Genomic DNA, 23623 nt, shown 5'->3' with positions numbered 1-23623 from the left:
TTGGATGAAGTCATGTATCAGAAACCTCTTGCCGTGCTCCTGGTAGGTGTGATCACAATGGGCTTCATGATCGACGGTGCACCCGGCGCCGCTCTCGATCCTGCCTCGGACGACGGGCGCGCACGCTGGGAGCGCGCCGCGGATCTGTTCGGCGCATGGCGTGAGGGCGGTGGCCGCGCGATGGACGAGCTCGTACGGCTCATGACACCCGTGCTCTGGCACGTGGTGCGCGCGTATGGACTCGAACGCACCCTGGCCGAAGACGTGGTGCAGACCACCTGGCTGCAGCTCGTCCGCGGCCACGGCTCCATCAGCGATCCGAGGGCCGTGTCGGCCTGGCTCACGACCACCGCCCGGCGCGAGGCCTGGAAGGTCGCCAAGGCCCACGGCAAGGTCGACACGACCGTGGACGACGACCTCGATGCCCTCCTGCCCGAGCAGGCTTCGGCCGAAGAGCACGCGACGATCGGTGACGAGAACCGCCGGCTGTGGACGGCCGTGCGCCGCCTCACCGAACGCTGCCAGAAGCTCCTGCGCGTGATCGCCTTCGAGGACCGGCCCGACTACGCCAGGATCGCCGCCGACCTCGCGATGCCGATCGGCAGCATCGGTCCGACGCGCAACCGCTGCCTGGCCAAGCTGCGCGCACTGCTGGACGCACCGCCGACCGCCCAGGCAGGGGGACTCGCATGAGCGCTCACGACGACGCCGAGATGTTCGCCCGGCTCCGCACGCTCTGGAACGAGGTCGACCCCGTGCCCGCGGGATTGATCGACCGAATGGTCGCTGCGGTCGCCGCCGACGGGCTGAACCGCGAGTACGCGCTGCTCACCCTCGTCGAGGGGCAGCTCGGCGCCGTGCGGGGCGAGGCGGATGCGCTCACCCTGCAGTTCAGCGACGGCACCACCAGCATCCTGCTGCACGTGACGACCACCGCGTCCGGTCGCCGCCGCGTCGACGGCTGGGTCGACACCGGCGCCGCGGAGGTCTTCCTCACCCAGGGCGAGAAGACGATCTCCGTCTCTCCGGAAGAGACCGGACGCTTCGCGTTCGACGAGGTGCCACCCGGTCTCACGCACGTGCGCCTGACGACCGCCATCGGGGACGAGACGCGCACGCTCGCGACCCCGCAGTTCGAGCTGTGACCGCGGGCGCCGCCCGTCGATGAAGCCGCGGGGCGACCCGCACCGAGAGGATGACGATGGAGCAGCCCAAGGGATGGACCTGGCAGGACCGCGCGGAGGGATCGATCCGCCGGGGAACGGCCCTCGACCCGAGCACGGAGCCCGTGGACGGCATCCGCGCCTTTCCCACCGCCTATCTGCCCGAGCGACTCCTGATCACCCGAACGCTCGGCGATCAGGAGGCGTACGACCGTGAGCTGCGCACACTGCGCGACGCGGCCGACACGTTCGGGTGGCTGCTGGAGACCGAGGACGGAGCGCGCGAGATCGGTGACGGGGAGCTCGTGCCGGGCGTCGTGGGATTCCAGCGCCTGCGGCTGACCACCCCGGACGAGCCCGTGCGCGGCGAGTCGCCGATCTCCCCTGACGCGTGGCGGGTGCTTCAGCGCGCCCGCCGCATGTCGCGCTCGACCATGCCGCGGACCAGCCTCGACCACGTGCTGTCCATCGACCCGGTCGGACTCAACCCGTTCACCCGGACCAACCCCTTCACGCGGACCAACCCGTTCACCCGCACGAACCCGGTGCGCGGCGAGGGCGCCGCGGGCAGCGACGACTACCTCGAGCCAGGACGGGGCGCGCGACAGCCGGTGACCTGGCTGGGACCGGCTCCCGTGCGGGGACCGGCGCCGAAGCGCGGGCGGCGGGCCGTCGTCGCGGTGCTCGACACGGGCTGCGGCGAACACGCCTGGCTTCCCGACGACATCGTCACCCGTCATGTCGACCTCGACGGGGTTCCGGTGGGCCTCACCGACGACGCCGATCCGGAGCGCTACCCCGACCTGTACGGGCAGCTCGACGGCGCGATCGATGCGGTCGCCGGCCACGGCACGTTCATCGCCGGGCTCGTCCGACAGACGGCTCCGGATGCCGACATCCTCTCGATCCGCGTGGCGGGTGCGCTCGGTGTGGTCGACGAGAGCACCCTGCTCGACACGGTCGCGCAGGTCGTGATGCTGCTGATCCGCCACCGGGAGGACCCGACGACGGGCTTCCCGATCGACGTGCTGAACCTGTCGCTCAGCTACTACCACGAGACGCCGACCGACGGCATGTTCAGCCTCACGCTGCACCAGCTGCTGGCCAAGGCGCGCGAGCTCGGCTGCGTGGTCGTGTGCTCGGCGGGCAACGACGCCATCGATCGGCCCTCGTTCCCGGCGTCGCTGTGGCCGTGGCCGGACTCGCACAACGGCATCCCGCACGACGACGGCACCCCGCTCGTGTCGGTCGGCGCGCTGAACCCCTCGGCGCAGTCGGTCGCCCTCTTCTCGAACGTGGGCCCGTGGGTGAAGACCTACGCGCCGGGCGCTGCCGTGGTGAGCACGTCGCCCGGCTTCGTGGGCGGATCCCAGGCGGCCACACGCGCGGACGTCGACGGCATCCGCCGCGAGACGATCGATCCCGACGACTACCGGGGCGGGTTCGCGATCTGGAGCGGCACATCCTTCGCGGCGCCGTACGTCGCCGGACGCATCGCCGCGCAGCTCGGCACCGTCCCGGTCGGAGGCGCCACCCCGGATGCCGCGAAGAAGGCCGTCGCCGCCGTGCTGAAATCACTGCCGACTCCGGTCGACCCGACCTGACCACCCCCGAGACGGACCGTCCGCACCGATACGGGCGGTCCGTCTTGGTGGCCCCCGGCCCGTCCCGTCCCGTCCCGGCCCGTCCGGTCCCGCCGGTCCACTTGTCGGACGGATGCACACCCGTCGGACCGATCCTCGGCGTGTCCCCCGACATCCGTGATTCCTCCCGACATCCGCACACCGCCCTCCTCCCGACATCCCCACACCGCCCCCGACATCCGTGCGCACGCCCACCCGGCGGACTCGCCGATGGATGCCGCGGGCGCACGGCCTGCACCCGTGCTCTTCCGCGCAGCCGCGGGGCAGGGCATTCTGGACGGATGCCCCTGTCCGCCAATGAACTGCACCGGCGCGGAGTCGAGGCGGCGAACGCGCGGCAGTTCACCCAGGCGCGGCGTACGCTCGACGCGGCATCCTCCCGCACCGAGGATCCCGATCTGCGCGCCCGCATCGACGGCACCTCCGCCTACGTGCTCGCTCAGACCGGGCAGCCCGCGGCCGCCGAGCAGCTGTGCCGACACGCGCTCGGCCGCTCCGGGCTGCGCTCCGAGACGATCGCCGTGCTCAGCGGCCAGCTCGGCGTCCTCCTCATGCACGCCGGCACATTGGCGGAGGCAGAGGTCGAGCTCAGCCGCGCCATCGACACGTTCACCGCGATCGGCGACGAAACCACCGAGCTCGCGAACTGCCTGATGAACCGCTCGGTCGTGCGGATGCAGCAGCGGGAGCTCGACACCTGCGTCGAAGATCTGCGGCGCGCGGTGGCCGTGTACGAGGCGAACGGCGATCAGGAGCCGCTCGCCGAGGCGCGGCACAACCTGGGTTACGCGGCGCTGCTGGGCGGCGACCTCGTCACTGCGCTCACACTGATGACCCGCTCCCGTCCGACGCTCGCCGCGATCAGCGATCTGGCTGCTGCGATCAGCGACCTCGACCGCGCAGAGGTTCTTCGCGACGCCGGCCTCACCACCGAGGCGGAGGCCCTGCTGGGTCGGGTCGCCGCGGAGTTCGGAGCGCAGCGCATGCGACAGGCCAGGGGCGAAGCCGAGTTCCACCTCGCGCGCTCGCTGCTGCGTCATGATCCATCTGGCGCCGAACGCACCGCCCGCACCGCGGCAAGACGCTTCACCGCGCTCGCGAATCATAGCTGGGCCGCCCGCGCCGAAGCGGTGCGGCTCGAAGCACGACAGCGGGCGAAGCCGCACCGCCCCCTCGACGCATCCGCCTTCGCCCGGACCGCCAGAGCCCTCGACCATGCGGGATTCCGGACCGAGGCGACCGGGCTCCGCCTGACCGCACGGCGCGACGGTGCCGGGCGCCTGCCGCCGCTCGACGACAGCGCTCCGACGCCGCTCCGCCTCCGCGCCCACGAGGTCAGGGCTGCGCGCGCCGCTGCACGGGGCCGGGATCGCGACGCGCTGCAGGCCGCCGCCGACGGTCTCGAACTCCTCACCGCCTGGCAGCAGTCGTTCGGCGCGCTCGACCTGCAGGCCTCGGTCGCCATGCACGGCGCCGACCTGATGTACGCCGGTCTCTCCGCCGCCGCTCGGCTGCACGACCCGGCGACGCTGTTCGAGTGGTCGGAGCGCGCCCGGCACCTCAGCCAGCAGGTCGCGCCGGTGCGCCCTCCCCGCGACGACTCGCTGGCCATGGATCTGGCGGAGCTGCGGATGCTGCGCGCCGAGCTGGCGGGCGCCGACTGGACCACGGATGCTCGCGTACGCGCCCTGCGCGACCGGGTGCGCGAGCGGCAGTGGGCCGCGACGGGTTCGGGCGGCACCCGTGAGCGGTTGGGGCTCGCCGAGGCGACGGCGCTGCTCGATCCCGACACCGCCGTCCTGTCGTACGTCTTCACCGGCTCCGCGCTGCACGCCGTCGCGGTGACGTCGTCGGGTGCCACGGTCGTCGACCTGTCGTGGTCGCGGGTGCAGTCCGCACTCGACGGTCTGCGCGCCGACCTCGACATGGCCGCACTCACCCGCGGCGGGCTGATGGGTGCCGTCACCGCGCGCGCACTCTCCGCCCGGTTGGCACTGCTGGATGCCGAGCTGCTCGCGCCTCTGCTCTCGGCGGCACCGTCGGCACGCCGTCTGGCGATCACCGCGCCCGGAGCGCTCGGCGGGGTGCCGTGGGCGATGCTGCCGGGCATGGCCGGAGTCCCGTTCACGCTCGCGACCTCGGTCTCGCGGCTGCTGGGCAGCGGGGCCGTCGCCCGTGGGCGCCCGTCGACGATCGGATTCGCCGCGGGACCGCGCGTCCCCCGCGCAGGCGAAGAGGTGCGGCGGGCGGCGGATGCCTGGAGCGGCGGCGGCGTGGCGACGCGGATCCTCGAGAGCGGGGAGGCGACGGTGGCGGCGGCCACCGACCTCGCCTCGAACAGCGACGTGCTGCACATCGCCGCGCACGGCAGGCACGCGGTGGACAACCCGCTGTTCTCGGGATTCGAGCTCGCCGACGGCATCCTCTTCGGCTACGACGTCGACCTGATCCCGCGCGTCCCGGCGACCGTGATCCTCTCGGCGTGCGAGCTCGGGCGTTCCTCGGTGCGCTGGGGCGAGGAGGCGCTCGGGATGACGCGGGTGTGGCTGCACGCGGGCGCCGACTGCGTGATCGCCGCTCCGGTGGCCGTGCCCGATGAGGTGGCGGCGGAGCTGCTGAGCGCCGTGCACATCGGGCTCTCCGAAGGCGCGACCCCCGCCGCAGCGCTTGCCCGAGCCACCGTCGACACCGGCCTCAGCGCGCCGTTCCAGTGCCACGGCGACGGATTCTGACCTTTTCCTCCATTCGGTGTATCAGAACCGGTTCCGCACGCTCCTGTTCTTCGGAAGGTGCCATGCGAAGGGCCTCGAAGGGTTGAGGCGCGAGGGAGGCGCAGTCGGATCTGGGGAATCATGCGCGCTGGGGAGCGTGAGTACGACACGGACACCATCTGCTCGAGGGTGTCGCGGCACGCAGCCGCGGCGCTCTCAGAGGGCCTCGACGATCTGGGGACGTCGGGGCCCTTGGGGTGTCCGGGGTCAGGACTGCAGCACCTCGGCGCGCGGTCGGGGAGGACCCGTTTCGAAGGAGATCTCGCGGAATGAAGGATCGGATGCTCGAATCGGTCCTTCAGAACGTGAGAACTCCTTCAGGCTGTGCGTCAACAGGGCAGGGCAGGCGCCGGGCGCCTGCGCCTGCGCCTGCGAGCGGACGGATCCCTCAGGCCACGAGCACCGCGTAGCCTGCGGCGCGGAGTGCGGCGAGCGCCGCGGCATCCGCTCCGGCATCCGTGATCACGGTCGGGAAGAGCTCGACGCCGCCGACCGACGAGAACGCCTCGACCCCGAGCTTGCTGCCGTCGGTGACCACGACCGCGCGCCGCGCGCGCTCGGCCATCATGCGGTTGACGGCAGCTTCACGCTCGTCCTGAGTCGTGGCACCGGCGGCAGCATCCATCCCGTTCACGCCGATGAACGCGATGTCGAGCCGCACCCCGCGCAGCAGCTGTTCGACGAAGGGCCCGACGAGTTCGTAGCTCCGGGAGTGGATGACCCCGCCGGTGACGACGACCTTGATGTCGGGTCGCGTGGCGAGCTGCGCCGCGATGTTCACGGCATTCGTGACCACCGTGATGCCGCCGTTCCCGGACAGGTCGTCGCGGGCGGCGAGGGCCGCGGCGATCGCGGTGGTGGTCGTGCCGCCCGACAGCCCGACCACCATGCCGGGGGCGACCAGGCCCGCCGCGGTCTGCGCGATGCTGGCCTTCTCGTGCGTGCGCAGGTGGCTCTTGTAGCGGATCGGCAGCTCGTAGGCGACGGCCTGCGCCACCGCACCGCCGTGCGTGCGGGTGAGCAGCCGCTGCTCGGCGAGCGAGTCGAGGTCGCGGCGCGTGGTCGCGGATGAGGCTCCGAACTGCTCCACGAGCTCTTCGACCGTGACCTCGCCGCTCGTGGCCAGGAGGTCGAGGATCGCGTTCAGCCGCGCCGCCCGCTTCATCGCCGGGCGCCCTGCAGGGCGAACAACCGGAGCATGCGGGCAGCCTCGCCAGCGAGCGCGTCACGTGCGGGTGCCAGGTACTTGCGCGAGTCGACGAGCCGCTCGTCCGCATCCAGCTTGTCGCGCACCGCCCGCGTGAAGAACCCGTTGAGGTGCGTGGAGACGTTGATCTTGGTCATCCCCGCGCGCACGGCGTCGGCGATCACGGCATCCGCGACCCCCGAGGATCCGTGCAGCACAAGGGGGACGCGCAGGGCAGCATGCAGGCGCGCGATCAGGTCGAGGTCGAGCGAGGCCGTGCGGTCGGTCATCGCGTGGGAGGAACCCACCGCCACTGCGAGCGCGTCGACACCCGTGGCCGCGACGAACGCCCGTGCCTCGTCGGGGTCGGTGCGCACACCGGGCGCATGGGCTCCGTCCTTGCCTCCCACCTCGCCCAGCTCGCCCTCGACGTAGACCCCGGCCGCATGCGCCCGTGCCGCGACGGCCGCCGTGAGCGCCACGTTGTCGTCGTAGGGCAGCGCCCCGCCGTCGAACATCACGGAGCCGAAGCCCAGCTCGATGGCCTCGTCGACCAGCTCGGGTCGTTCGGCGTGATCGAGGTGCACGGCCACCGGCGTCTGCGCGCGCCGCGCCACCGCGAGCGTGGCCAGAGCAATCGGTTCGAGCCCACCGTGATAGTCGGCGCAGTTCTGCGAGATCTGCAGGATCACGGGCAGCTCGGCAAGCGCGGCTGCGCGCACCAGCCCCTCGGCGGTCTCGAGGTGGATTACGTTGAACGCGCCGATCCCAGTGCCGGCGGCGGATGCCGCGGAGACGAGGTCGCGAGCGGAGACGAGGGTCACGAAGGGTCCTTCCGGAACGATTCGGGGGCGGGATGCGAGACGAGCAGCTGCTGTTCGAGTGCGCGCCAGCGCGGGGAGATGTCGCCGGCGAGGGGGGTGAGCACCGCGGCGGCGGACCAGGCTGTGGCCCGACGGAGGATCTGCTCGGGGTCGCGCTCTCCCGCCGCATACAGCACGGCACACGCGGCCACCCCGGCATCTCCGGCGCCGGTGGGGTTGCCGGCGAGAGGTTCGTCGAGCCGCGCGTGCACGAGGTCGGATGCGGTGACGGCGAGCATGCCGTCGGCCCCCAGCGAGAGCAGCACGAGCTCGGCGCCGCGCGCGATCAGCGAACGGGCGCCCTCGACGGGGTCGGCGATGCCGGTGGCTTCGACGAGTTCGGCCGCATTGGGCTTCAGGACGTCGGCTCCGGCATCCGCCGCGCGCAGGAGCGCGGGCCCCGAGGTGTCGGCGATCACCGGGATCCCGGCATCCTTCCCCACCGCGATGAGCATGGGGACCAGCGAATCCGGGGCGTCGGGCGGCACACTGCCGGACACGACGAGGACCTTCGCGGTCGGCAGCCGTTCGACGACCTCGGCGAGGAGGTCCGCCCACTCACTGTCGGTCGGGTTGACACCGCGCTCGTTGATGATCGTGGTGTCCCCGGCGGACTCGTCGACCACGGCGATGCTGCGCCGGGTCTCGGCGGCCACCGGCACGAGTGCGTGCGGCACGCCACTGGCACCGAGCTCGGAGGCGAACTCCTCGCCGACGCGCCCACCCATCGTGGTGATCGCGAGCACATCCGCGCCCTCCGCGTATGCCACGCGGGCGACGTTGAGGCCCTTGCCACCGGCGCGTGCGACTCCGGCATCCGCCCGGTGCGTACCGCCCTCGCGGAGCCGATCGACGTGCCAGGTCAGGTCGAGCGCGGGGTTGGGGGTGACGGTCAGGATCACGTGAGCTCCCTCGCTCGCAGGGCGGCGCCGAGCAGGCCGGCGTTGCCGGAGAGTTCGGCGGGGACGAGCACCGGGATGCGGTGGAAGCTGAGCCGGTCCGCGAGGCGCGCGCGCAGCTCGTCGAAGAGGGCTCCTCCAGCGCGGGACAGACCGCCGCCGATGACCACGGCCTGAGGTGCGACGACCGCGGTGAGCTGCGCGAGCGACATCGTGAGGGCGTCGAGCGCCGAGTTCCAGATCTCTGCCGCCACCTCGTCGCCGGCCGCCGCGCGGGCGATCACGTCCTTGGCCCCGTCGGGTGCGACGCCGGTCGCCTCCCGGTAGCGCCGCGCGATGGCCCCCGCGGATGCCACGGCCTCCAGGCAGCCGCGCGCCCCGCAGGGGCAGATCGGCCCGTCGGCGATGGGAGAGTGTCCGATCTCGCCCGCGTACCCGCCTGCGGTGTACGGCACACCGCCCACCAGCAGGGCGCCGGCGATGCCCGTGCCGATCACGAGCACGACGGCATCGGCGTAGTCGCGGGCGCCTCCCAGGCGACGCTCCGCCCAGCTCGCCGCGCGGACATCGTGATCGAAGGCCACGGGAAGCCCCAGCCGCGCGGAGGCGAGATCACGCAGCGGCGAGTCGTGCCAGCCGAGATTGCTCGCGAAGACGCCGAGGCCGGCATCCGCATCCACGATGCCCGGCACCACGAGCCCGACCGCCTGCGGCACCACGTCGGGATGCGCGTCACGCAGTTCGGCCGCCAGCACCTCGAGCCGCTCGAGCAGAACGTGTGTGCGGTCGCCCTCGACGACCGGCGTCGGTGTGCGACGGAGTCCGAGCGCGGTTCCCTCGGCGTCGAACAGCGCCGACTTGATGTCGGTTCCGCCCACGTCGAACGCCAGCACCGGCGCGCCCCGGCCGAGCGTGCGCACGTCGGAGAGCTTCTCTCCCGCCGCGTCGCGTTCGACGTCGGGGACGGCCGCTGCCGCGTCAGGGTCGATCATCATCGGCTCCGGCCGTGGGTGGGGTCATGCATCCAGGATGACGGATCGCGTGAGGTTGCGCGGCTCATCCGGGTCGAGCCCGCGCTCCACCGCGCGGTCGAGCGCCGTACGGTGCAGGCGCACGAGGTCGGCGAGCGGGTCGATCGCCCGCTGCTCGAAACGGGCGCCGGTCGCGGCCACCTCTCCGGCGAGTCCCTCCGGAGCCTCGCCGAACTGCCACGTCACCCGGCCGGGAGCGGCGATGGCGATCGGACCGTGACGGTAGTCCATCGACGGGTAGGCCTCGGTCCACGACTGCGACGATTCGCGCAGCTTCAAGGCGGCTTCGTGGGCGAGACCGATCGTCCAGCCGCGTCCGAGGAACGTGTACTGCTCGGCATCGCGCAGCTCGTCGTCACCGGGCTCCGTCAGCACAGCCTCGGCATCGGCGATGGCGGCGGTCAGGTCTTCGCCGAGCGACGCACGGAACAGGGCGAGGGCCGTCGTGGCGAACCGCGTCTGCACCACGGACTTCTCGTCTGCGAACGGCAGCAGTACCGCGTCGTCGACGAGCGACACGAGCGGCGAAGTCGGGTCGCCGATGACGCCGATGGTGCGGACGCGGCCCTTGACCCGGTCGACGAGTTCGAGCACCTCGCTGGTCGTGCCGGATCGCGTCAGCGCGACGACGGCGTCGTATCCACGGTCGATGAACGCCTCCGACGCCGCGAACGCATCGGTCTCGCCGTGTCCCGCGGACTCGCGGAGGGCGGCGTACGACTGCGCCATGAACCACGACGTGCCGCAGCCGACGACCGCGACTCGCGCGCCAGTGGCCGGCAGCATGCCCTGCTCGGCCTTCAGATCGGCGGCCCGTGCCCACATGTTCGGCTGGGAGTGGAGTTCCTCGCGCATGTACGCGCCGGGAAGTGATTCAGTCATCGAGATGCCCTTCCTGCGATATGTTGCATACTTGTGATCGTTTGAAGCCAAAATCAATCATAGTATGGCGTCAAAGAAGAGCAACCCCCGGTTACTCTTGATTTGTTTGTTCCCCTGACAAATAATCGAGAAGTTCCAAAGCCTCGTCGCCGATTCCGATCGTCGCCGAGAACCCCGAGCCCCGGCTTGAACGATCGCGGATGCCACCCGGCGAAACGATCACCACGCACCGTCGCGTGAGTTGTGCTTGCGACTGTGCACCACACCCCCTCCCGAAGCGGCCCGCCGCCGAGGGGCGGACACTCACAGTGAGGAATGCAATACACATGAAGAAGTCACTGCGGTTCGGCGCCGCCGCCATTGCGGCCGTCGCCACGCTCTCGCTCGCTTCGTGCGGGTTCGGCGGATCGTCCGGAGACGGCGGAGGCGAAGAGGGGTCGACGACCCTCGACCTCCTCGTCCCCAGCTACTCGGACGGCACCAAGGCGAACTGGGAGACAGTGATCAAGGGGTTCGAGAAGGCCAACCCCGACATCGACGTCAAGCTCGAGGTGCAGTCCTGGGACAACCTGGAGAAGGTCGTCTCCACCAAGATCCAGGCGGGCGAGGCTCCCGACATCTACAACGGCGGTCCGTTCGCGGGCTTCGTCGGCGACGAGCTGCTCTACCCGACCGAAGAGGTCGTCTCCGAGGAGACGTTCTCCGACTTCCAGGAGTCGTTCCTCAAGAACGCCGAGGTCGACGGCACCGCGTACGCGCTGCCCATGATCGCGTCGGCCCGCGCCCTGTTCGTCAACAACGCGCTGCTCGAGCAGGCCGGCGTCGAGGCACCCACCGACTGGGACTCGCTGCTGGATGCCGCGACCAAGGTGTCGGCACTCGGCGGCGGCGTGGCCGGCTACGGCATGCCGCTCGGCTCCGAAGAGGCGCAGGCCGAGGCAGCCGTGTGGCTGTGGGGCGGCGGCGGATCGTTCGGCGACGAGTCCGAGATCACCATCGACACCCCGGAGAACCTCGTCGGCGCCGAGCAGATCAAGAAGATGATCGACGCGGGTGCGACCCAGGCCGACCCCGGTTCGACGCAGCGTTCGCCGCTGATGGACATCTTCATCCAGGGCAAGATCGGCATGCAGGTCGGCCTCCCGCCGACGGTCGGCCAGATCGCCGAGGGCAACCCCGACCTGGACTACTCCATCGTCCCGATCCCCACGAAGGACGGCTCGCCCTTCACGCTCGGCGTCATGGACCAGCTGATGGCCTTCGAGAACGACGGCGACAAGCAGGACGCGATCACCAAGTTCTTCGACTACTACTACTCGGCCGACGTGTACGTGCCGTGGGTGCAGGCCGAGGGCTTCCTGCCCGTCACCAAGTCCGGGTCCGAGGCCCTGGCCGGCGAAGAGGCACTCAAGCCGTTCCTCGACGTGCTGCCCGACGCCCAGTTCTACCCGTCGACGAACCCGAAGTGGTCCGCCGCCGATGGTGCGTTCAAGTCGCTGTTCGGCCAGCTCCAGACGAAGCCGGCACAGGACGTGCTGACCGAGATCCAGGCGCAGGTCGACGCGGGCTGAGCCCGCTGACGGAGAGGTTCGGGTACCCGAATGAGCCAGAAGACAGAGTCCTCGAACCTCGCGGGGGCGGCCACCACCGGCCGCCCCCGCCCCCGGAAGAACCCGGCTGCCTTGCGCGGCAGGCCGGGCGGAAAGGACCTCCTCCAGGCGCTGCCCTGGATCGCCCCCGCACTCCTGCTCATCATCGGCGTGGTGTTCTTCCCCGCCGGGGTGATGTTCTTCAACTCGACGCGAGACATCTCACTGTCGGGCCTCGACAAGGGGTCGGTCGGCTTCGACAACTTCGTCACGGTCTTCACGTTCGCCGAGTTCTGGCCGATCTTCTTCCGCACGATCGTGTGGGTCGTGTCGGTCGTGCTGTTCACGGTCGTCATCTCGCTCGGCCTCGCGCAGATCCTCAACAAGGCGTTCCCCGGACGCCAGCTCGTGCGCATGGCCGTCATCGTGCCGTGGGCGGCGTCCGTCGTCATGACGACGATGGTCTTCTACTACAGCCTCGAGCCGTACTTCGGGGTCTTCAACAAGTTCCTCTACGACATCGGCCTGTCGGATGACGCGGTCGGCTATGGCTGGACCAAGAACCCGACGACCGCGTTCATCTGGTCGATCGTGATCGCGATCTTCGTGTCGCTGCCGTTCACCACGTACACGATCCTCGCCGGACTCCAGTCGGTTCCCTCCGACGCGATCGAAGCGGCGAAGATGGACGGCGCCGGCCCGGCCCGCACCTACTGGTCGATCATCCTGCCGCAGCTGCGCAGCGCGCTGGCCGTCGCCGTGCTCATCAACATCATCAACGTGTTCAACTCGCTCCCGATCCTGAAGGTGATGACGGGGTCGATCCCCGGCTACGGCGCCGACACGATCATGACCCTCATCTTCAAGTACATCGAACTGCAGAAGAAGGTGGATGTCGCGAGCGCCCTGTCGGTGGTCGCGTTCCTCATCGTCATCGTGATCGTCGCGGCCTACGTGAAGATCGTCAAGCCCATGAAGGAGGTCTGATCATGACCGTGACCGAGACCGCCCTCGTGACCACCGCCGGCGACGGCGCCGCACCCCGTATCCCCGGCCGCAAGCGCCGCTACACCGAGGATCAGGTGACGCTTCCCCGCGTGATCCTGCGCATGGTGGCCGGCCTCCTGGTGCTCGCGATCTTCGTGCTGCCGTACCTGATCATGTTCTTCGGCTCCGTGAAGACGAAGCCGCAGATCCGGTCGGTGGACCCGACGTACCTGCCCACGGAGTGGCACTGGGAGAACTACATCACGATGTGGTCGACCCCCGAGACGCCCCTGCCGTACAACCTGATCTCGACGATCGTCATCGCGGTGTTCGCGACGCTGCTCGTGCTGCTGGTGTCGCTGCCGGCGGCGTACTACACGGCCCGGTTCAAGTTCCCCGGCCGCATGGTGTTCCTCTTCCTCGTCATCATCACGCAGATGCTGCAGCCCGCCGTGCTCACCTCGGGCCTGTTCCGACAGTTCACGGTGCTCGGCCTCGGCGACACCTGGATGGCGATGATCTTCATCAACGCCGCCTTCAACCTGTCGTTCGCGGTGTGGATCATGCACTCCTTCTTCGCGGGCATCCCGAAAGAGGTCGACGAGGCCGCGCAGATCGACGGCGCCGGGCGATTCACCGTGCTGTTCAAGATCAACCTGCCGCTCGTGTGGCCGGGCATCGTCACCGCGATCGTGTTCACCTTCGTCGCCTGCTGGAACGAGTTCGCGGCCTCCCTCGTGATCCTGTCGACCGACAAGAACCAGCCGCTGTCGGTCGCACTGACCAAGTTCGTCGGGCAGTACGAGACCAGCTGGCAGTACGTGTTCGGTGTCTCGATCGTCGCGATCCTCCCGGTCGTCATCCTGTTCATGCTCATCGAGAAGCGCCTCGTCGGCGGTCTGACCGCGGGCAGCGTCAAGTAGGCGTCTGGGTCTCGCCCGCGGGGCCCGGGTCTCGTCCGCAGGGCCCGGGTCTCATCCGCAGGGCCCGGGTCTCGTCGGCGGGGCCCGGGTCTCGCCCGCGGCCCGATCATTTGTCGGACGGATGCACGGGTGCAGGGCCGAAGCACGGCGTGTCGTCCTGCATCCGTGCATTCTCCCGACATCTGTACCGGGGCAGGGGCACGGCAGGGCGCGGGCACGGGCACGGGCACGGGTCGGCATGGTAGACATCTGGGAAAAGCGACGAAGGAGTCCCATGCGCCATCCACGTGCGGCGGTCAGCCTCGCCTCCGCATCCGCCGTCCTCGTGGTGATTCTGGCCGGATGCACAGTGGCCGAACCCCAGGCCGCACCGACGCCGACCCCCACGGTCGAGACCGTCGTGCAGGTGAGCACGACCGGACCGACGATCACGGGCACGGGGCCGACCGACCCCTATCCAGGCGTCGACTTCCCGCTCCCCGACCATGCGCGGTCGGTGACGATCGACTTCGAGTGCGAGGGGGGCACGAACTTCCACATCGAGGTGGGCGACCCGATGGCGACCGGGGAGGCTGCGCTCGGCGGCACGTGCGACGGCATCACGTCGTTGACCTGGCCGGTCACCGAGAACACAGCCCAGAAGCTGTTCGTGTGGACTCCCGACGATGTCGAGTGGACCGCGACCCCGCACTACTCCACCGCAGAGTTCATCCGCGACCAGGCGATCACGACCGAATGCGAGGCCTTCTCCTCGGTCTACAGCGCGTTCTCGAATGCCGATATCGGCTTCACCGAGTACCAGGCGTTCGACGAGGCGGAGTGGAAGCGTCGTGTCGATGCGGCTGCCGCCGAGCTCGCGACGCTCGCCGACACCTCGGAAACGACCATGGCGGAGTCGTTCGATGCCCTGCTCGCCTGGGTGCGCGGCGACGGCTACACCCCCGGAGCAGTGCTGCACGACACGAGCCTGATCGACCCGATCAGCGATACCTGCAACACGAACCACAGCCCACTGATCCTGATGGGCGAGTTCGGCGGCTGAGCATCCGTCAGCCACCGCCCGCCCGCGCATCCGCCGCACGTTCCGAAGGAGATCTCGCGGAATGAAGGACCGGATGCGCGATTCCGTCCTTCACAACGTGAGAACTCCTTCGGAACGTGCGCTGGCAGGACGTGCGCTGGCAGGACGTGCGCTGGCAGGACGGATGCCGGCAGGACGTGCGCTGGCAGGACGTGCGCTGGCAGGACGGATGCTGGCAGGGCGGATGCGGGAGGCGGCGCTGCCCTGGCAGGTCAGGCGCGAGGGACGGATGCTGCGCGCAGCTGCGCCGGATTCCAGCGCACTCCGAGCGCCGAGGTCAGTGCAGCCTGCGCGGCACCGGCCGCGAGCGACACACGGGGGTCGGCGTAGCGGACGGGGACCTGTACGGTGCCTCGCGCGGGATAGGCCGTCTCACGGCGCACGAGATCCAGGAAGCGGTCTCCGAGGACCACTGCGGGACCGCCGATCACAACCTCGGTCGGATCGAGCAGAGCGCTGATGAGCTTGACTGCCCTGGCGAGAGCGCGCGCACCATCGTCGAGGTCGTCCTGGTCAGCCTGCACGACGAGGGCACGGATCTCGGTGGCGTCCATGGCGTCCGAGAACCCGTCGCCCAGCATCGCCCCCAGGGCGGCCGCAGACTCCAGGCAGCCGCGCTGGCCGCAGCGGCAGAGGCGGGCCGCGTCGCCGAACACCACCTGCACGTGGCCGATCTCCCCAGCGCGGTCACGAGGGCCGGGCGCGAGCTCGCCGTTCAGCGTGACGGCTGCCCCCACACCGCCGCCGAGGTGGAGGAAGAGCCGGTATCCGGAAGGCGACGCCTCCATACCCGCTTCGGCGATCGCCTCGGCGTCGACATCGTTGATGAGCAGCACGGGCGCGCCGAGGATCCGCTCGAACCGATCGGCGAGGGGCACGCCCTCCCACTTCAACTGCACGCTCTCCAGCACCGAACGACCATCCGTCGTCCCCGGCAGCTGGACTCCGGCGGCGAGCAGTCTCCCACCGAGCTCACGGGCGACGCCCGCCAGCGCCTCGTCGAGCGAGCGGTCTCGCTCCTCGACGCTGTAGCTCACCCGCCGCGTCTCGATCTCCGTGCCGTCGAGCGCCACGAGGGTGATCTGCGCGTGGAGCGGCTGGATCACCAGGACCAGGATCAGGTGGTGGCTCGCATCGACACTGAGTGTGGTCGCGCGTTTGCCGCCGGTGCTCGCGGCCTGCTCCCCCTCGACGATGAGCCGATCCTCGATGAGCTCGGCGACCAGGGAGGACGCAGTGGCCGCGGTCAGCCCGGTCGACCTCGCGATGCCCGCCCGCGTCTGCGTGCCGGGGTTCCGGAAGACGAGCTGCAGCGCCCGCCGCAGGTTCGCACGCCGCACCGACGCCTGGGTGTCGAGGCTGTCATCCGCGTTGAGCATGTGTTCCCGATTCCGAGCTCGTCGGTCGCGAGCTGTTGACAGATCGTGGGCCGATCCGTAGTCTCTCCCTAAGTTTATTCATTGAACTTAGTTGGTCTTCCGACCTCCCAATCTCCGGACGGGCGAGTGCTGCACACACCGTCGCCCGTCCGGCACCTCCTTCAACGGCTCTCGGCCGCTTCGGTGTGGTGGCGGATGACCTCGGCCACCACGAAGTTGAACCACTTCTCGGCGAACTCCGGATCGAGATGGGCCTCTTCTGCGAGAGCCCGCAGTCGCGCAACCTGCTGCTCCTCCCGATTCGGGTCGGATGCCGGCATCTCGTGCTCGGCCTTCAGATGCCCGACCTGCTGAGTCGCGCGGAAGCGCTCGGCCAGCATGAAGATCAGTGCGGCGTCGATGTTGTCGATGGTGGCGCGAAGGCGGAGCAGTTCGGCCTTCGGGTCCTCGGCGGCGGTCATGCCCCTACTCTAGAGCCGCGGAACACCCGGATTTCGACCTGTCGCACCGCTATCGTGAGCACATGAGCAACGAAGAGTCGCCCGTCTCCGCGCCCCTCGACGGTGCCGCACCGGGCACCGCTGCCGACGACGACGCGGTCGCGAGCGACGCCACGGCTTCTGCGCCGGTTCGCCGCCGCCCCGCACCGGCATCCGAGGCCGCGTCAGCCGAGCCCGCCCTCGCCCCCCGCCCGGTCGTGATCGAGCCGACGACGCCGAGCCGCTCCTTCTGGACGCGCATCGACCGCCCCTTCGTGTTCGGCTTCCTGGTGACCCTCGGCGGCCTCGGTGCGATCGTGATCGGCCTCGCTCTCACGAGCCTGTCGACCGTGCTCATCTACATCGCCCTCGCCCTCTTCGGTGCGCTCGGCCTCGACCCCGCCGTCCGGTTCCTGGAACGACGCGGCGTCTCACGGGTGCTGTCGGTCGTGGTCGTGATCCTGAGTCTCATCGTCGTGGTGGCTCTCGTGCTGTGGATGATCCTCCCCGTCGTGATCGATCAGATCGCGAGCTTCGTCCGCTCCGTGCCGGGCATGATCCGTGAGTTCACCGGCAGCGATCTCTACGCGACCCTCGAAGCGCAGTTCGGCGATCAGTTCCAAGACCTCGTCGCCGAGGTGCAGGCCTTCCTCTCCGACTTCGGCAACCTGGCGACGATCGGCGGGGGCGCACTCGCCGTCGGAGCCTCGATCGCCACCGGCATCTCCGGCGCCATCATCGTCCTGGTCCTGACGCTGTACTTCCTCGCCTCCCTCCCCGCCATGAAGCAGGGGCTGCTGCGTCTCGCTCCGGCCCGCGACCGCGCTCGCGCCGGAGACATCACCGACCAGATCACCGATTCGGTGGGCGGATACGTGATGGGCATGGTCGTCCTCGCGTTCTGCAATGCGACGCTGGCGTTCCTGCTCTACTTCTTCCTCGGCCTGCCGTTCCCGCCGCTGATGGCGGCGATCGCGTTCTGCGTCACTCTGATCCCCCTGGTGGGTTCGGTGCTGTTCTGGATCCTCGGCACCTGCCTGGCCCTGTTTAGCAACCCGATCGCCGCGCTCGTCTTCGCCGCGATCTACCTCGTCTACATGCAGATCGAGGCCTACGTGATCACCCCGCGCGTGATGAACCGCGCCGTCTCGGTCCCCGGCTCCCTCGTCGTGATCGGCGCGCTCGCGGGCGGCACGCTGCTCGGACTGCTCGGTGCGCTCGTGGCCGTGCCGGTCACGGCATCCATCCTCATCATCATCAAACAAGTCCTGGTGCCGAAGCAGGACGCCCGGATCTGACCATCACCCCGCCCCGCCCTGCGCTGCCCCTCCCTGCGACCGCCCGAGCACAACTTCGGAGATTCGGACCGACACGCCGCCGCCGACAGCGGACATCCGGCGCGTCCGGCGCGATCTCCGAAGCTGTGCCGCGTCGGGCAGGACGGCAGGACGGCAGGCGGGCAGGACGGCAGGACGGCAGGACGGCAGGACGGCAGGACGCCCGGATCTGACCGCCCGAGACGACGAAGCGCCCGGTCCCCTCAGGGGCCGGGCGCTTCTGTCGAGGTGACGACTCAGAGGTCGTTGTCCGCCAGCCACTGCTTGGCGATGTCGGACGCCGACTTCTGGTCGACCGTGCTCTGCACGTTCAGGGCGACGAGCTCTTCGGCAGTCAGCTTGGCGCTGATCGCGTTGAGCACGTCGGAGACGTCATCGGCGACGTCGCTCGAGACGATCGGCACCACGTTCGACGAGATGATCAGGTTCTCCGGGTCTTCCAGAGCAACGATGTCTTCGGTCTGGAATGCCGGGTCGGCCGTGTAGATGTCGGCGACCTGGATCTTGCCCGCGAGCAGTGACTCGAGCGTGGTCGGGCCGGTCGCCGAGAACTTCAGGTCGACTCCATAGGTCTCCTTCGCGGCGGCGGGGCCGTACGGCCGCTCCTCGAACTCGGGAGCCGCCCCGACCGTCACCTCCGTCGTGACCTTGGCGAGGTCGCCGATGGAGGTGACACCGTTCTCCTCGGCGAAGCTCTTGAGCACCGTGTAGGTGTCCTGGTCGGAAGCCTCGGCGAAATCGAGAGCCGTCAGGCCTTCGGGCAGAGCCTCGGTCAGGGCTTCGTAGACCTCGTCCGGCGCGGTGACATCGACCTCGTCGTCCGAGATGTACTCCAACAGGCTGCCGGTGTACTCCGGGAAGACGTCGATCGCACCGGACTCGACATCGGGCATGTACGCGTCGCGCTGGCCGATGCTGAACTGCTCGTCGACGATGAATCCGGCGGCCTCGAGCGCCTGCGAGTAGATCTCGGCGATGATCTCGTTCGAGTAGTAGGCCTGCGAGCCGATGACGATGGTCTCGTCGCCCGAGCCCGCGTCGTCGGTGGGCGCGTCGAGCGGGTTGCTGCTGGTGCAGCCGGCGAGGACAAGCGCCGCGGCGAGCGAGACGCCACCGGCGAGGGCGAGTCGTGACTGACGTGCTGTGAACATGGGACTTCCTCTTCTCTGGGACAACGGATGGATGCTGTGGGTCGGTGTCAGGCCGCTGCCGTGGCCGCGGCCTTGAGGGTTGCGCGCGATCGACGCTTCCCGGGGGTGGCGCGCACGCCGGCCGGGACCGCGGCGTGCTGGACGATGGCGAGCAGCAGATCGACTGCCAGCGCGAGCACGGCCACGAGGATCGCACCGCCGAGCACCTGGTCGAACTTGCGCAGCGGGATGCCCTGAATGATCGGCTGGCCGAGACCGCCGAGGTTGATGTAGGCGGCGATCGTGACGGTCGCGATCACCTGGAGGAGCGCCGCGCGGATCCCGCCGACCAGGAGGGGCAGGCCGAGGGGCACTTCGACCTTCCAGAACACCTGCCACTCGGTCATGCCCATCGCCCGTGCGGAGTCGAGCACCCGCCGGTCGATGGCTTCGAGACCGGTGTAGGCCCCGGCGAGAAGTGACGGGATGGCGAGCAGCACGAAGGTGATGATGGCGGCTTCGGGAACGCGGAGAACGCCGAGCAGCAGCACCAGCAGCACCATGAGGCCGAACGAGGGGATCGCACGGGCGGCACCGGAGACGGCGACGGCGACCTCCCGGCCACGGCCGGTGTGCCCGATGAGCCAGCCGAGTGGGAGGGCGATGACGGCGGCGATCAGCACCGAGATCACGGTGAAGTACATGTGCTGACCGAACAGGATCGGCAGCGCATAGGGACCCTCCCACCGGTCGGGGGAGAAGAGCCAGGCAAGGGCATCCGTGAAGACGTTCATGCGGCGGTCCTCAGGGTGAGCGGCTGTCGGACGGACGTCGTCTTCGCCGCCCGTGTCCAAGGCATCAGAGCGCGGCCCAGCAGCAGGAGCAGCAGGTCGATCGCGAGCGCGATCACCACGACCGCGACCACGCCCGAGAACACCTCGGGAAGGATGCGTCGCTGGAGACCGTCGGTGAACAGGTAGCCGAGGTTCAGCACCCCGACCAGGATGCCGACCGTGGCGAGGGAGATGGTGCTGACCGACGCCACACGGAGCCCGGCGAGGACCACCGGACCCGCCAGCGGGAAGTCGACCGTCCAGAACCGTCGGAATCCGCCGTAACCCATCGCGGTGGCCGACTGCCGGATCGCCGGGTCGACCGAGTCCAGGCCATCGGAGACCGCGCGCACCAGGATCGCGATGGCGTAGATCGTGAGTCCGATCACGAGGTTCACGGGGCTGCGCGCGGAGTACCCGGCGACCGACGGGAGGAGGATCAGCAGGGCGAGCGAGGGGATCGTGTACAGCAGTCCGGTCAGCACGATGACCGGACCCTTCACCAGCTGGTAGCGCCAGGCGAGCCAGCCCAGGGGCAGCGACAGGATGAAGCCGAGCACGATCGCGATCACGCTCTGCTGCAGGTGGATCCCGGCGAGCTCGAGGATGAGGCCGAGATTGTCGCCGACCCAGTTCACAGGGCGCCCTTCGTCGCGCTCTCCTCGCTCAGGAGCGCGTCGGTCACGGCATCCGGCACGTCGACGATCGAGCCCTGCGTGCGACCCTCGGAGTCGACGACCACGGTGCCGCGCGGGGTCTGCTTGAGGTGCAGAGCCCGGCTGCCGCGGTCGGCCCCGATGAACGCGGCGACGAAGTCGTCGGCCGGGTTCTCGATGATCTCGCTCGGGCTGCCCACCTGGACGACGCGCGCACCCTTGTCGAGGATGACCACCTGGTCACCGAGCAGGAACGCCTCGTCGATGTCGTGCGTGACGAACACGACCGTCTTGTCGAGCTCGTGCTGAAGACGAAGGGTCTCCTGCTGCAGATCGGCTCGCACGATCGGGTCGACGGCTCCGAACGGCTCGTCCATGAGCAGGATGTTGGGGTCTGCGGCGAGCCCGCGGGCGACACCGACGCGCTGCTGCTGACCACCGGAGAGCTGGCTCGGGTAGCGCTCGGCGAGCGCCTGGTCGAGCCCGACCGTGTCGAGCAGCTCGCGCGCCCGCTGGTGCGCCGCAGCCTTCTTCACGCCGGTCAGCCGCAGCACGGTGGCCACGTTGTCGATGACCGTGAAGTGCGGCATGAGACCCGAGTTCTGCATGACGTAGCCGATGCGGCGGCGCAGAGCCACCGGGTCGCCCTCGAGCACGCTCTCGCCGTCGATCTCGACGTCGCCGGAGGTCGGCTCGACCATGCGGTTGATCATGCGCAGGAGAGTGGTCTTGCCGCAGCCGGAGGAACCGACGAACACGGTGGTCTTGCGTGACGGCAGCACGAGGCTGAAGTCATCGACGGCGAGGGTGCCGTCGGGGAACCGCTTCGTGACGTTGCGGAACTCGATCATGGGCTGGTCTCCAGTCGGTCGATCGATCGATGCGGGGCAGCCGGTTACGGGCCGACCTCGACGCGCGGGTCGAAGGCCACGTACCCGGAGAAGTCCTTGCCGACGCGGTCGAAGGCCGAGGGGTACGGGTGCGGATACGACCACGCGTAGTCGGTGTGGAGCTCGCCCTCGGTCTGCACCGAGAAGTACTGAGCCGCGCCCTTCCAGGGGCAGGTATACGGAGTGGGGCTCTCGACGAGCGCACCGGGCGCGACGGATGCGGGCGGGAAGTACCAGTTCCCCTCGATGCGGACGAGTTCGCTCTCGTCGGCCTCGGCGATGACGGTTCCTGCGAGTACAGCCTTCATGGTCCTGCCTCCTCGGATGTGGGTTCGAGCGTATAAGACGGTGGCGACATCGGGCTGGTGGGTTGCGCGTGGGCCGTCAATGTGGGAAACAATCCGGATGCTGTTCGGCGCCCTTCCCGGATCGGATTGGCGCCGTGCATATCAGGCGGAATCGCGCCCGTAGCCCTCCAGCAGGCGCAACCAGATCTCGCTCACCGTCGGGTACGACGGCACCGCGTGCCAGAGACGGGAGACGGGCACTTCGCCCACGATCGCCACGGTCGCGGCATGCACGAGCTCCGCCACCTCGGGGCCGACGAACGTCGCACCCAGCACGACGTCGCGTTCGGTGTCGATCACGAGGCGCGCCTGCCCCTCGAATCCGTCTTCATAGAGGCTCGCGCCGGCGACCCAGCCCAGGTCGTAATCGACGGCCTTCACGGCCTTCCCGGCGTCGCGCGCGGCGGCCTCGGTGAGTCCGACCGAGGCGACCTCGGGGATCGAGAACGTGACCTGCGGGACGGCAGCCTGATCCGCAGTGGCGACGTGCCGGCCCCACGGCGCGCCGTCGACGTCGTCACCCTTCGCGCGGGCGACGATCACATCGCCGGCAGCGCGCGCCTGGTACTTGCCCTGGTGCGTGAGCAGCACGCGTCCGTTCACGTCGCCGACCGCGTAGAGCCAGTCGGAGCCGGGCACACGGAGCGTTTCGTCCGTCGTGATCCAGCGACCCGGTTCGAGGCCGACGACCTCGAGCCCGATGTCTCCGCTACGGGGTGAGCGCCCGGTCGCGGCGAGCACCTCGGTCGCGGTGATCTCCTCACCGCCGTCGAGGGTGATGGTGACGCCGGTGCCATCGCGGCGGACCGACGTGGTGCCGGTCCCGGTGCGCACATCAACGCCGAGCTCCTTCAGCCCCGCGGCCACCCGCTCGCCCGCGAAGGGCTCCATCCCGCCGAGCAGCCCGCTGCGGGCGATCACGGTCACGGCCGAGCCGAGTGCGGCGTACGCGGTCGCCATCTCGACCGCGACCACGCCTCCGCCGATCACGGCCAGGCTCTCCGGCAGCTCCTCGGCGCTGGTCGCTTCGCGGCTCGTCCACGGGGACGCCTCGCGCAGTCCGTCGATGGGCGGGATGACCGCATCCGATCCGGTGCTGATCGCGACCGCGTGCCGGGCCCGGAGCACGCGCTCGGCGCCATCGGCATCCGTCACCGTCACCTCGCGCTCGCCCGTGAGCCTGCCGTGGCCGCGGGCCAGGTCGATGCCGGCCGAATCGAGCCACTTCACCTGCCCGTCGTCGGACCAGTTGCTGGTGAACGAGTCACGGCGGTCGAACACGGCCCGCACGTCGAGCTTGCCGGTGACCGCCTGCGAGGCGCCCGCCACATGCTGCGCGGCCCGGAGCGCCTGCGCCGAACGGAGCAGCGCCTTCGACGGCATGCACGCCCAGTAGGAGCATTCGCCTCCGACGAGCTCGCTCTCCACGATGATCGCGGTGAGGCCGCCCTGCACGGCACGGTCGGCCACATTCTCGCCGACCGGCCCTCCACCCAGAACGATCAGGTCGTATTCGTCGGTCTTCTCCGCAGCGGTCATGCGTCGCACCCTCTC

22 protein-coding genes are annotated in these 23623 nt (G+C 69.7%); 9 read left to right on the top strand and 13 right to left on the bottom strand.

What is annotated here, in order from left to right:
* Window positions 1–12: 12 nt before the first annotated feature.
* The 4 genes from ACFC14_RS06355 to ACFC14_RS06340 all read left to right on the top strand — a co-directional run bounded on the left by ACFC14_RS06355 (window position 13) and on the right by ACFC14_RS06340 (window position 5538).
* The gene (locus tag ACFC14_RS06355) at window positions 13–693 is read left to right on the top strand and encodes an RNA polymerase sigma factor (RefSeq protein ID WP_376101933.1); all 681 of its coding nucleotides are present in this window, start codon (window positions 13–15) and stop codon (window positions 691–693) included.
* Window positions 690–1145 carry a hypothetical protein gene (locus ACFC14_RS06350; protein ID WP_376101931.1) on the top strand — a complete coding sequence of 152 codons (456 nt, stop codon included), beginning with the start codon at window positions 690–692 and terminating at the stop codon, window positions 1143–1145. Before ACFC14_RS06355 ends, ACFC14_RS06350 begins: the two co-directional genes overlap by 4 nt.
* A 56-nt stretch (window positions 1146–1201) precedes the next feature.
* A complete protein-coding gene (locus ACFC14_RS06345; protein WP_376101929.1) occupies window positions 1202–2767 on the top strand; it encodes a S8 family serine peptidase in 1566 nt (521 codons plus the stop codon).
* A 320-nt stretch (window positions 2768–3087) separates the two neighbouring features.
* Complete coding sequence (locus ACFC14_RS06340; RefSeq protein WP_376101927.1) at window positions 3088–5538, top strand: CHAT domain-containing protein; 2451 nt, start codon at window positions 3088–3090, stop codon at window positions 5536–5538.
* Window positions 5539–5965: 427 nt separating this feature from the next.
* Here ACFC14_RS06340 and ACFC14_RS06335 read toward each other — a convergent pair whose 3' ends face one another.
* From ACFC14_RS06335 to ACFC14_RS06315, 5 genes are read right to left on the bottom strand one after another with little or no spacing between them, the layout of a single operon-like run.
* Window positions 5966–6742, bottom strand: a complete 777-nt coding sequence (locus ACFC14_RS06335) for a DeoR/GlpR family DNA-binding transcription regulator (protein ID WP_376101925.1) — start codon at window positions 6740–6742, stop codon at window positions 5966–5968.
* Entirely contained in the window at window positions 6739–7587 is an 849-nt protein-coding gene (locus tag ACFC14_RS06330) for a ketose-bisphosphate aldolase (RefSeq protein WP_376101924.1), read from the bottom strand. Before ACFC14_RS06330 ends, ACFC14_RS06335 begins: the two co-directional genes overlap by 4 nt.
* A complete protein-coding gene (locus ACFC14_RS06325; protein WP_376101922.1) occupies window positions 7584–8528 on the bottom strand; it encodes a 1-phosphofructokinase family hexose kinase in 945 nt (314 codons plus the stop codon). Before ACFC14_RS06325 ends, ACFC14_RS06330 begins: the two co-directional genes overlap by 4 nt.
* Window positions 8525–9517: an ROK family protein gene (locus ACFC14_RS06320; protein ID WP_376101920.1), complete on the bottom strand. Its 993-nt coding sequence runs from the start codon at window positions 9515–9517 to the stop codon at window positions 8525–8527. Before ACFC14_RS06320 ends, ACFC14_RS06325 begins: the two co-directional genes overlap by 4 nt.
* Before the next feature lie 24 nt (window positions 9518–9541).
* Window positions 9542–10438, bottom strand: a complete 897-nt coding sequence (locus ACFC14_RS06315; RefSeq protein WP_376101918.1) for an SIS domain-containing protein — start codon at window positions 10436–10438, stop codon at window positions 9542–9544.
* 326 nt (window positions 10439–10764) lie between these two features.
* Here ACFC14_RS06315 and ACFC14_RS06310 point away from each other — a divergent pair, with 326 nt between their 5' ends.
* The 4 genes from ACFC14_RS06310 (at window position 10765) to ACFC14_RS06295 (ending at window position 14979) form a co-directional block, all read left to right on the top strand.
* Window positions 10765–12009: an extracellular solute-binding protein gene (locus ACFC14_RS06310; RefSeq protein ID WP_376101916.1), complete on the top strand. Its 1245-nt coding sequence runs from the start codon at window positions 10765–10767 to the stop codon at window positions 12007–12009.
* Window positions 12010–12039: 30 nt separating this feature from the next.
* Window positions 12040–13014 carry a carbohydrate ABC transporter permease gene (locus tag ACFC14_RS06305; protein WP_376101914.1) on the top strand — a complete coding sequence of 325 codons (975 nt, stop codon included), beginning with the start codon at window positions 12040–12042 and terminating at the stop codon, window positions 13012–13014.
* Window positions 13015–13016: 2 nt separating this feature from the next.
* Window positions 13017–13937 (top strand): carbohydrate ABC transporter permease, encoded by a 921-nt coding sequence (locus ACFC14_RS06300; protein WP_376101913.1) that lies wholly within the window; start codon window positions 13017–13019, stop codon window positions 13935–13937.
* A 274-nt stretch (window positions 13938–14211) separates the two neighbouring features.
* Window positions 14212–14979, top strand: a complete 768-nt coding sequence (locus ACFC14_RS06295) for a hypothetical protein (RefSeq protein WP_376101911.1) — start codon at window positions 14212–14214, stop codon at window positions 14977–14979.
* Window positions 14980–15230: 251 nt separating this feature from the next.
* Here the strand turns inward: ACFC14_RS06295 and ACFC14_RS06290 are convergent, their stop codons facing one another.
* Window positions 15231–16397, bottom strand: coding sequence for an ROK family protein (locus ACFC14_RS06290; RefSeq protein WP_376101909.1), 1167 nt, complete (start codon window positions 16395–16397; stop codon window positions 15231–15233).
* A 161-nt stretch (window positions 16398–16558) separates the two neighbouring features.
* Window positions 16559–16858: a chorismate mutase gene (locus tag ACFC14_RS06285; protein WP_021200128.1), complete on the bottom strand. Its 300-nt coding sequence runs from the start codon at window positions 16856–16858 to the stop codon at window positions 16559–16561.
* A 62-nt stretch (window positions 16859–16920) separates the two neighbouring features.
* On the opposite strand from ACFC14_RS06285, the gene ACFC14_RS06280 reads away from it, so the two are divergent.
* Complete coding sequence (locus ACFC14_RS06280; protein WP_376101907.1) at window positions 16921–18174, top strand: AI-2E family transporter; 1254 nt, start codon at window positions 16921–16923, stop codon at window positions 18172–18174.
* Between the two features lie 275 nt (window positions 18175–18449).
* Here the strand turns inward: ACFC14_RS06280 and ACFC14_RS06275 are convergent, their stop codons facing one another.
* The 6 genes from ACFC14_RS06275 to ACFC14_RS06250 form a co-directional block, all read right to left on the bottom strand.
* Entirely contained in the window at window positions 18450–19364 is a 915-nt protein-coding gene (locus tag ACFC14_RS06275) for an ABC transporter substrate-binding protein (protein ID WP_376101905.1), read from the bottom strand.
* 47 nt (window positions 19365–19411) lie between these two features.
* Window positions 19412–20137, bottom strand: coding sequence for an ABC transporter permease (locus ACFC14_RS06270; protein ID WP_376101904.1), 726 nt, complete (start codon window positions 20135–20137; stop codon window positions 19412–19414).
* On the bottom strand, window positions 20134–20814 hold the full coding sequence (locus ACFC14_RS06265; protein WP_376101902.1) for an ABC transporter permease: 681 nt from the start codon (window positions 20812–20814) through the stop codon (window positions 20134–20136). The genes ACFC14_RS06270 and ACFC14_RS06265 overlap by 4 nt, the downstream gene beginning before the upstream one ends.
* Window positions 20811–21683 carry an ABC transporter ATP-binding protein gene (locus tag ACFC14_RS06260; RefSeq protein ID WP_376101900.1) on the bottom strand — a complete coding sequence of 291 codons (873 nt, stop codon included), beginning with the start codon at window positions 21681–21683 and terminating at the stop codon, window positions 20811–20813. Before ACFC14_RS06260 ends, ACFC14_RS06265 begins: the two co-directional genes overlap by 4 nt.
* 44 nt (window positions 21684–21727) lie before the next feature.
* Complete coding sequence (locus ACFC14_RS06255; RefSeq protein WP_105722715.1) at window positions 21728–22030, bottom strand: DUF427 domain-containing protein; 303 nt, start codon at window positions 22028–22030, stop codon at window positions 21728–21730.
* A 141-nt stretch (window positions 22031–22171) separates the two neighbouring features.
* Window positions 22172–23608: a dihydrolipoyl dehydrogenase family protein gene (locus ACFC14_RS06250; protein ID WP_376101898.1), complete on the bottom strand. Its 1437-nt coding sequence runs from the start codon at window positions 23606–23608 to the stop codon at window positions 22172–22174.
* Between the last annotated feature and the right edge of the window lie 15 nt (window positions 23609–23623).

This window comes from Microbacterium sp. NPDC055988 (assembly GCF_042269505.1).
Lineage (GTDB): Bacteria > Actinomycetota > Actinomycetes > Actinomycetales > Microbacteriaceae > Microbacterium.
Note: the sequence above shows the minus strand (reverse complement) of the source record. Positions and strands in the feature narration are given on the sequence as shown.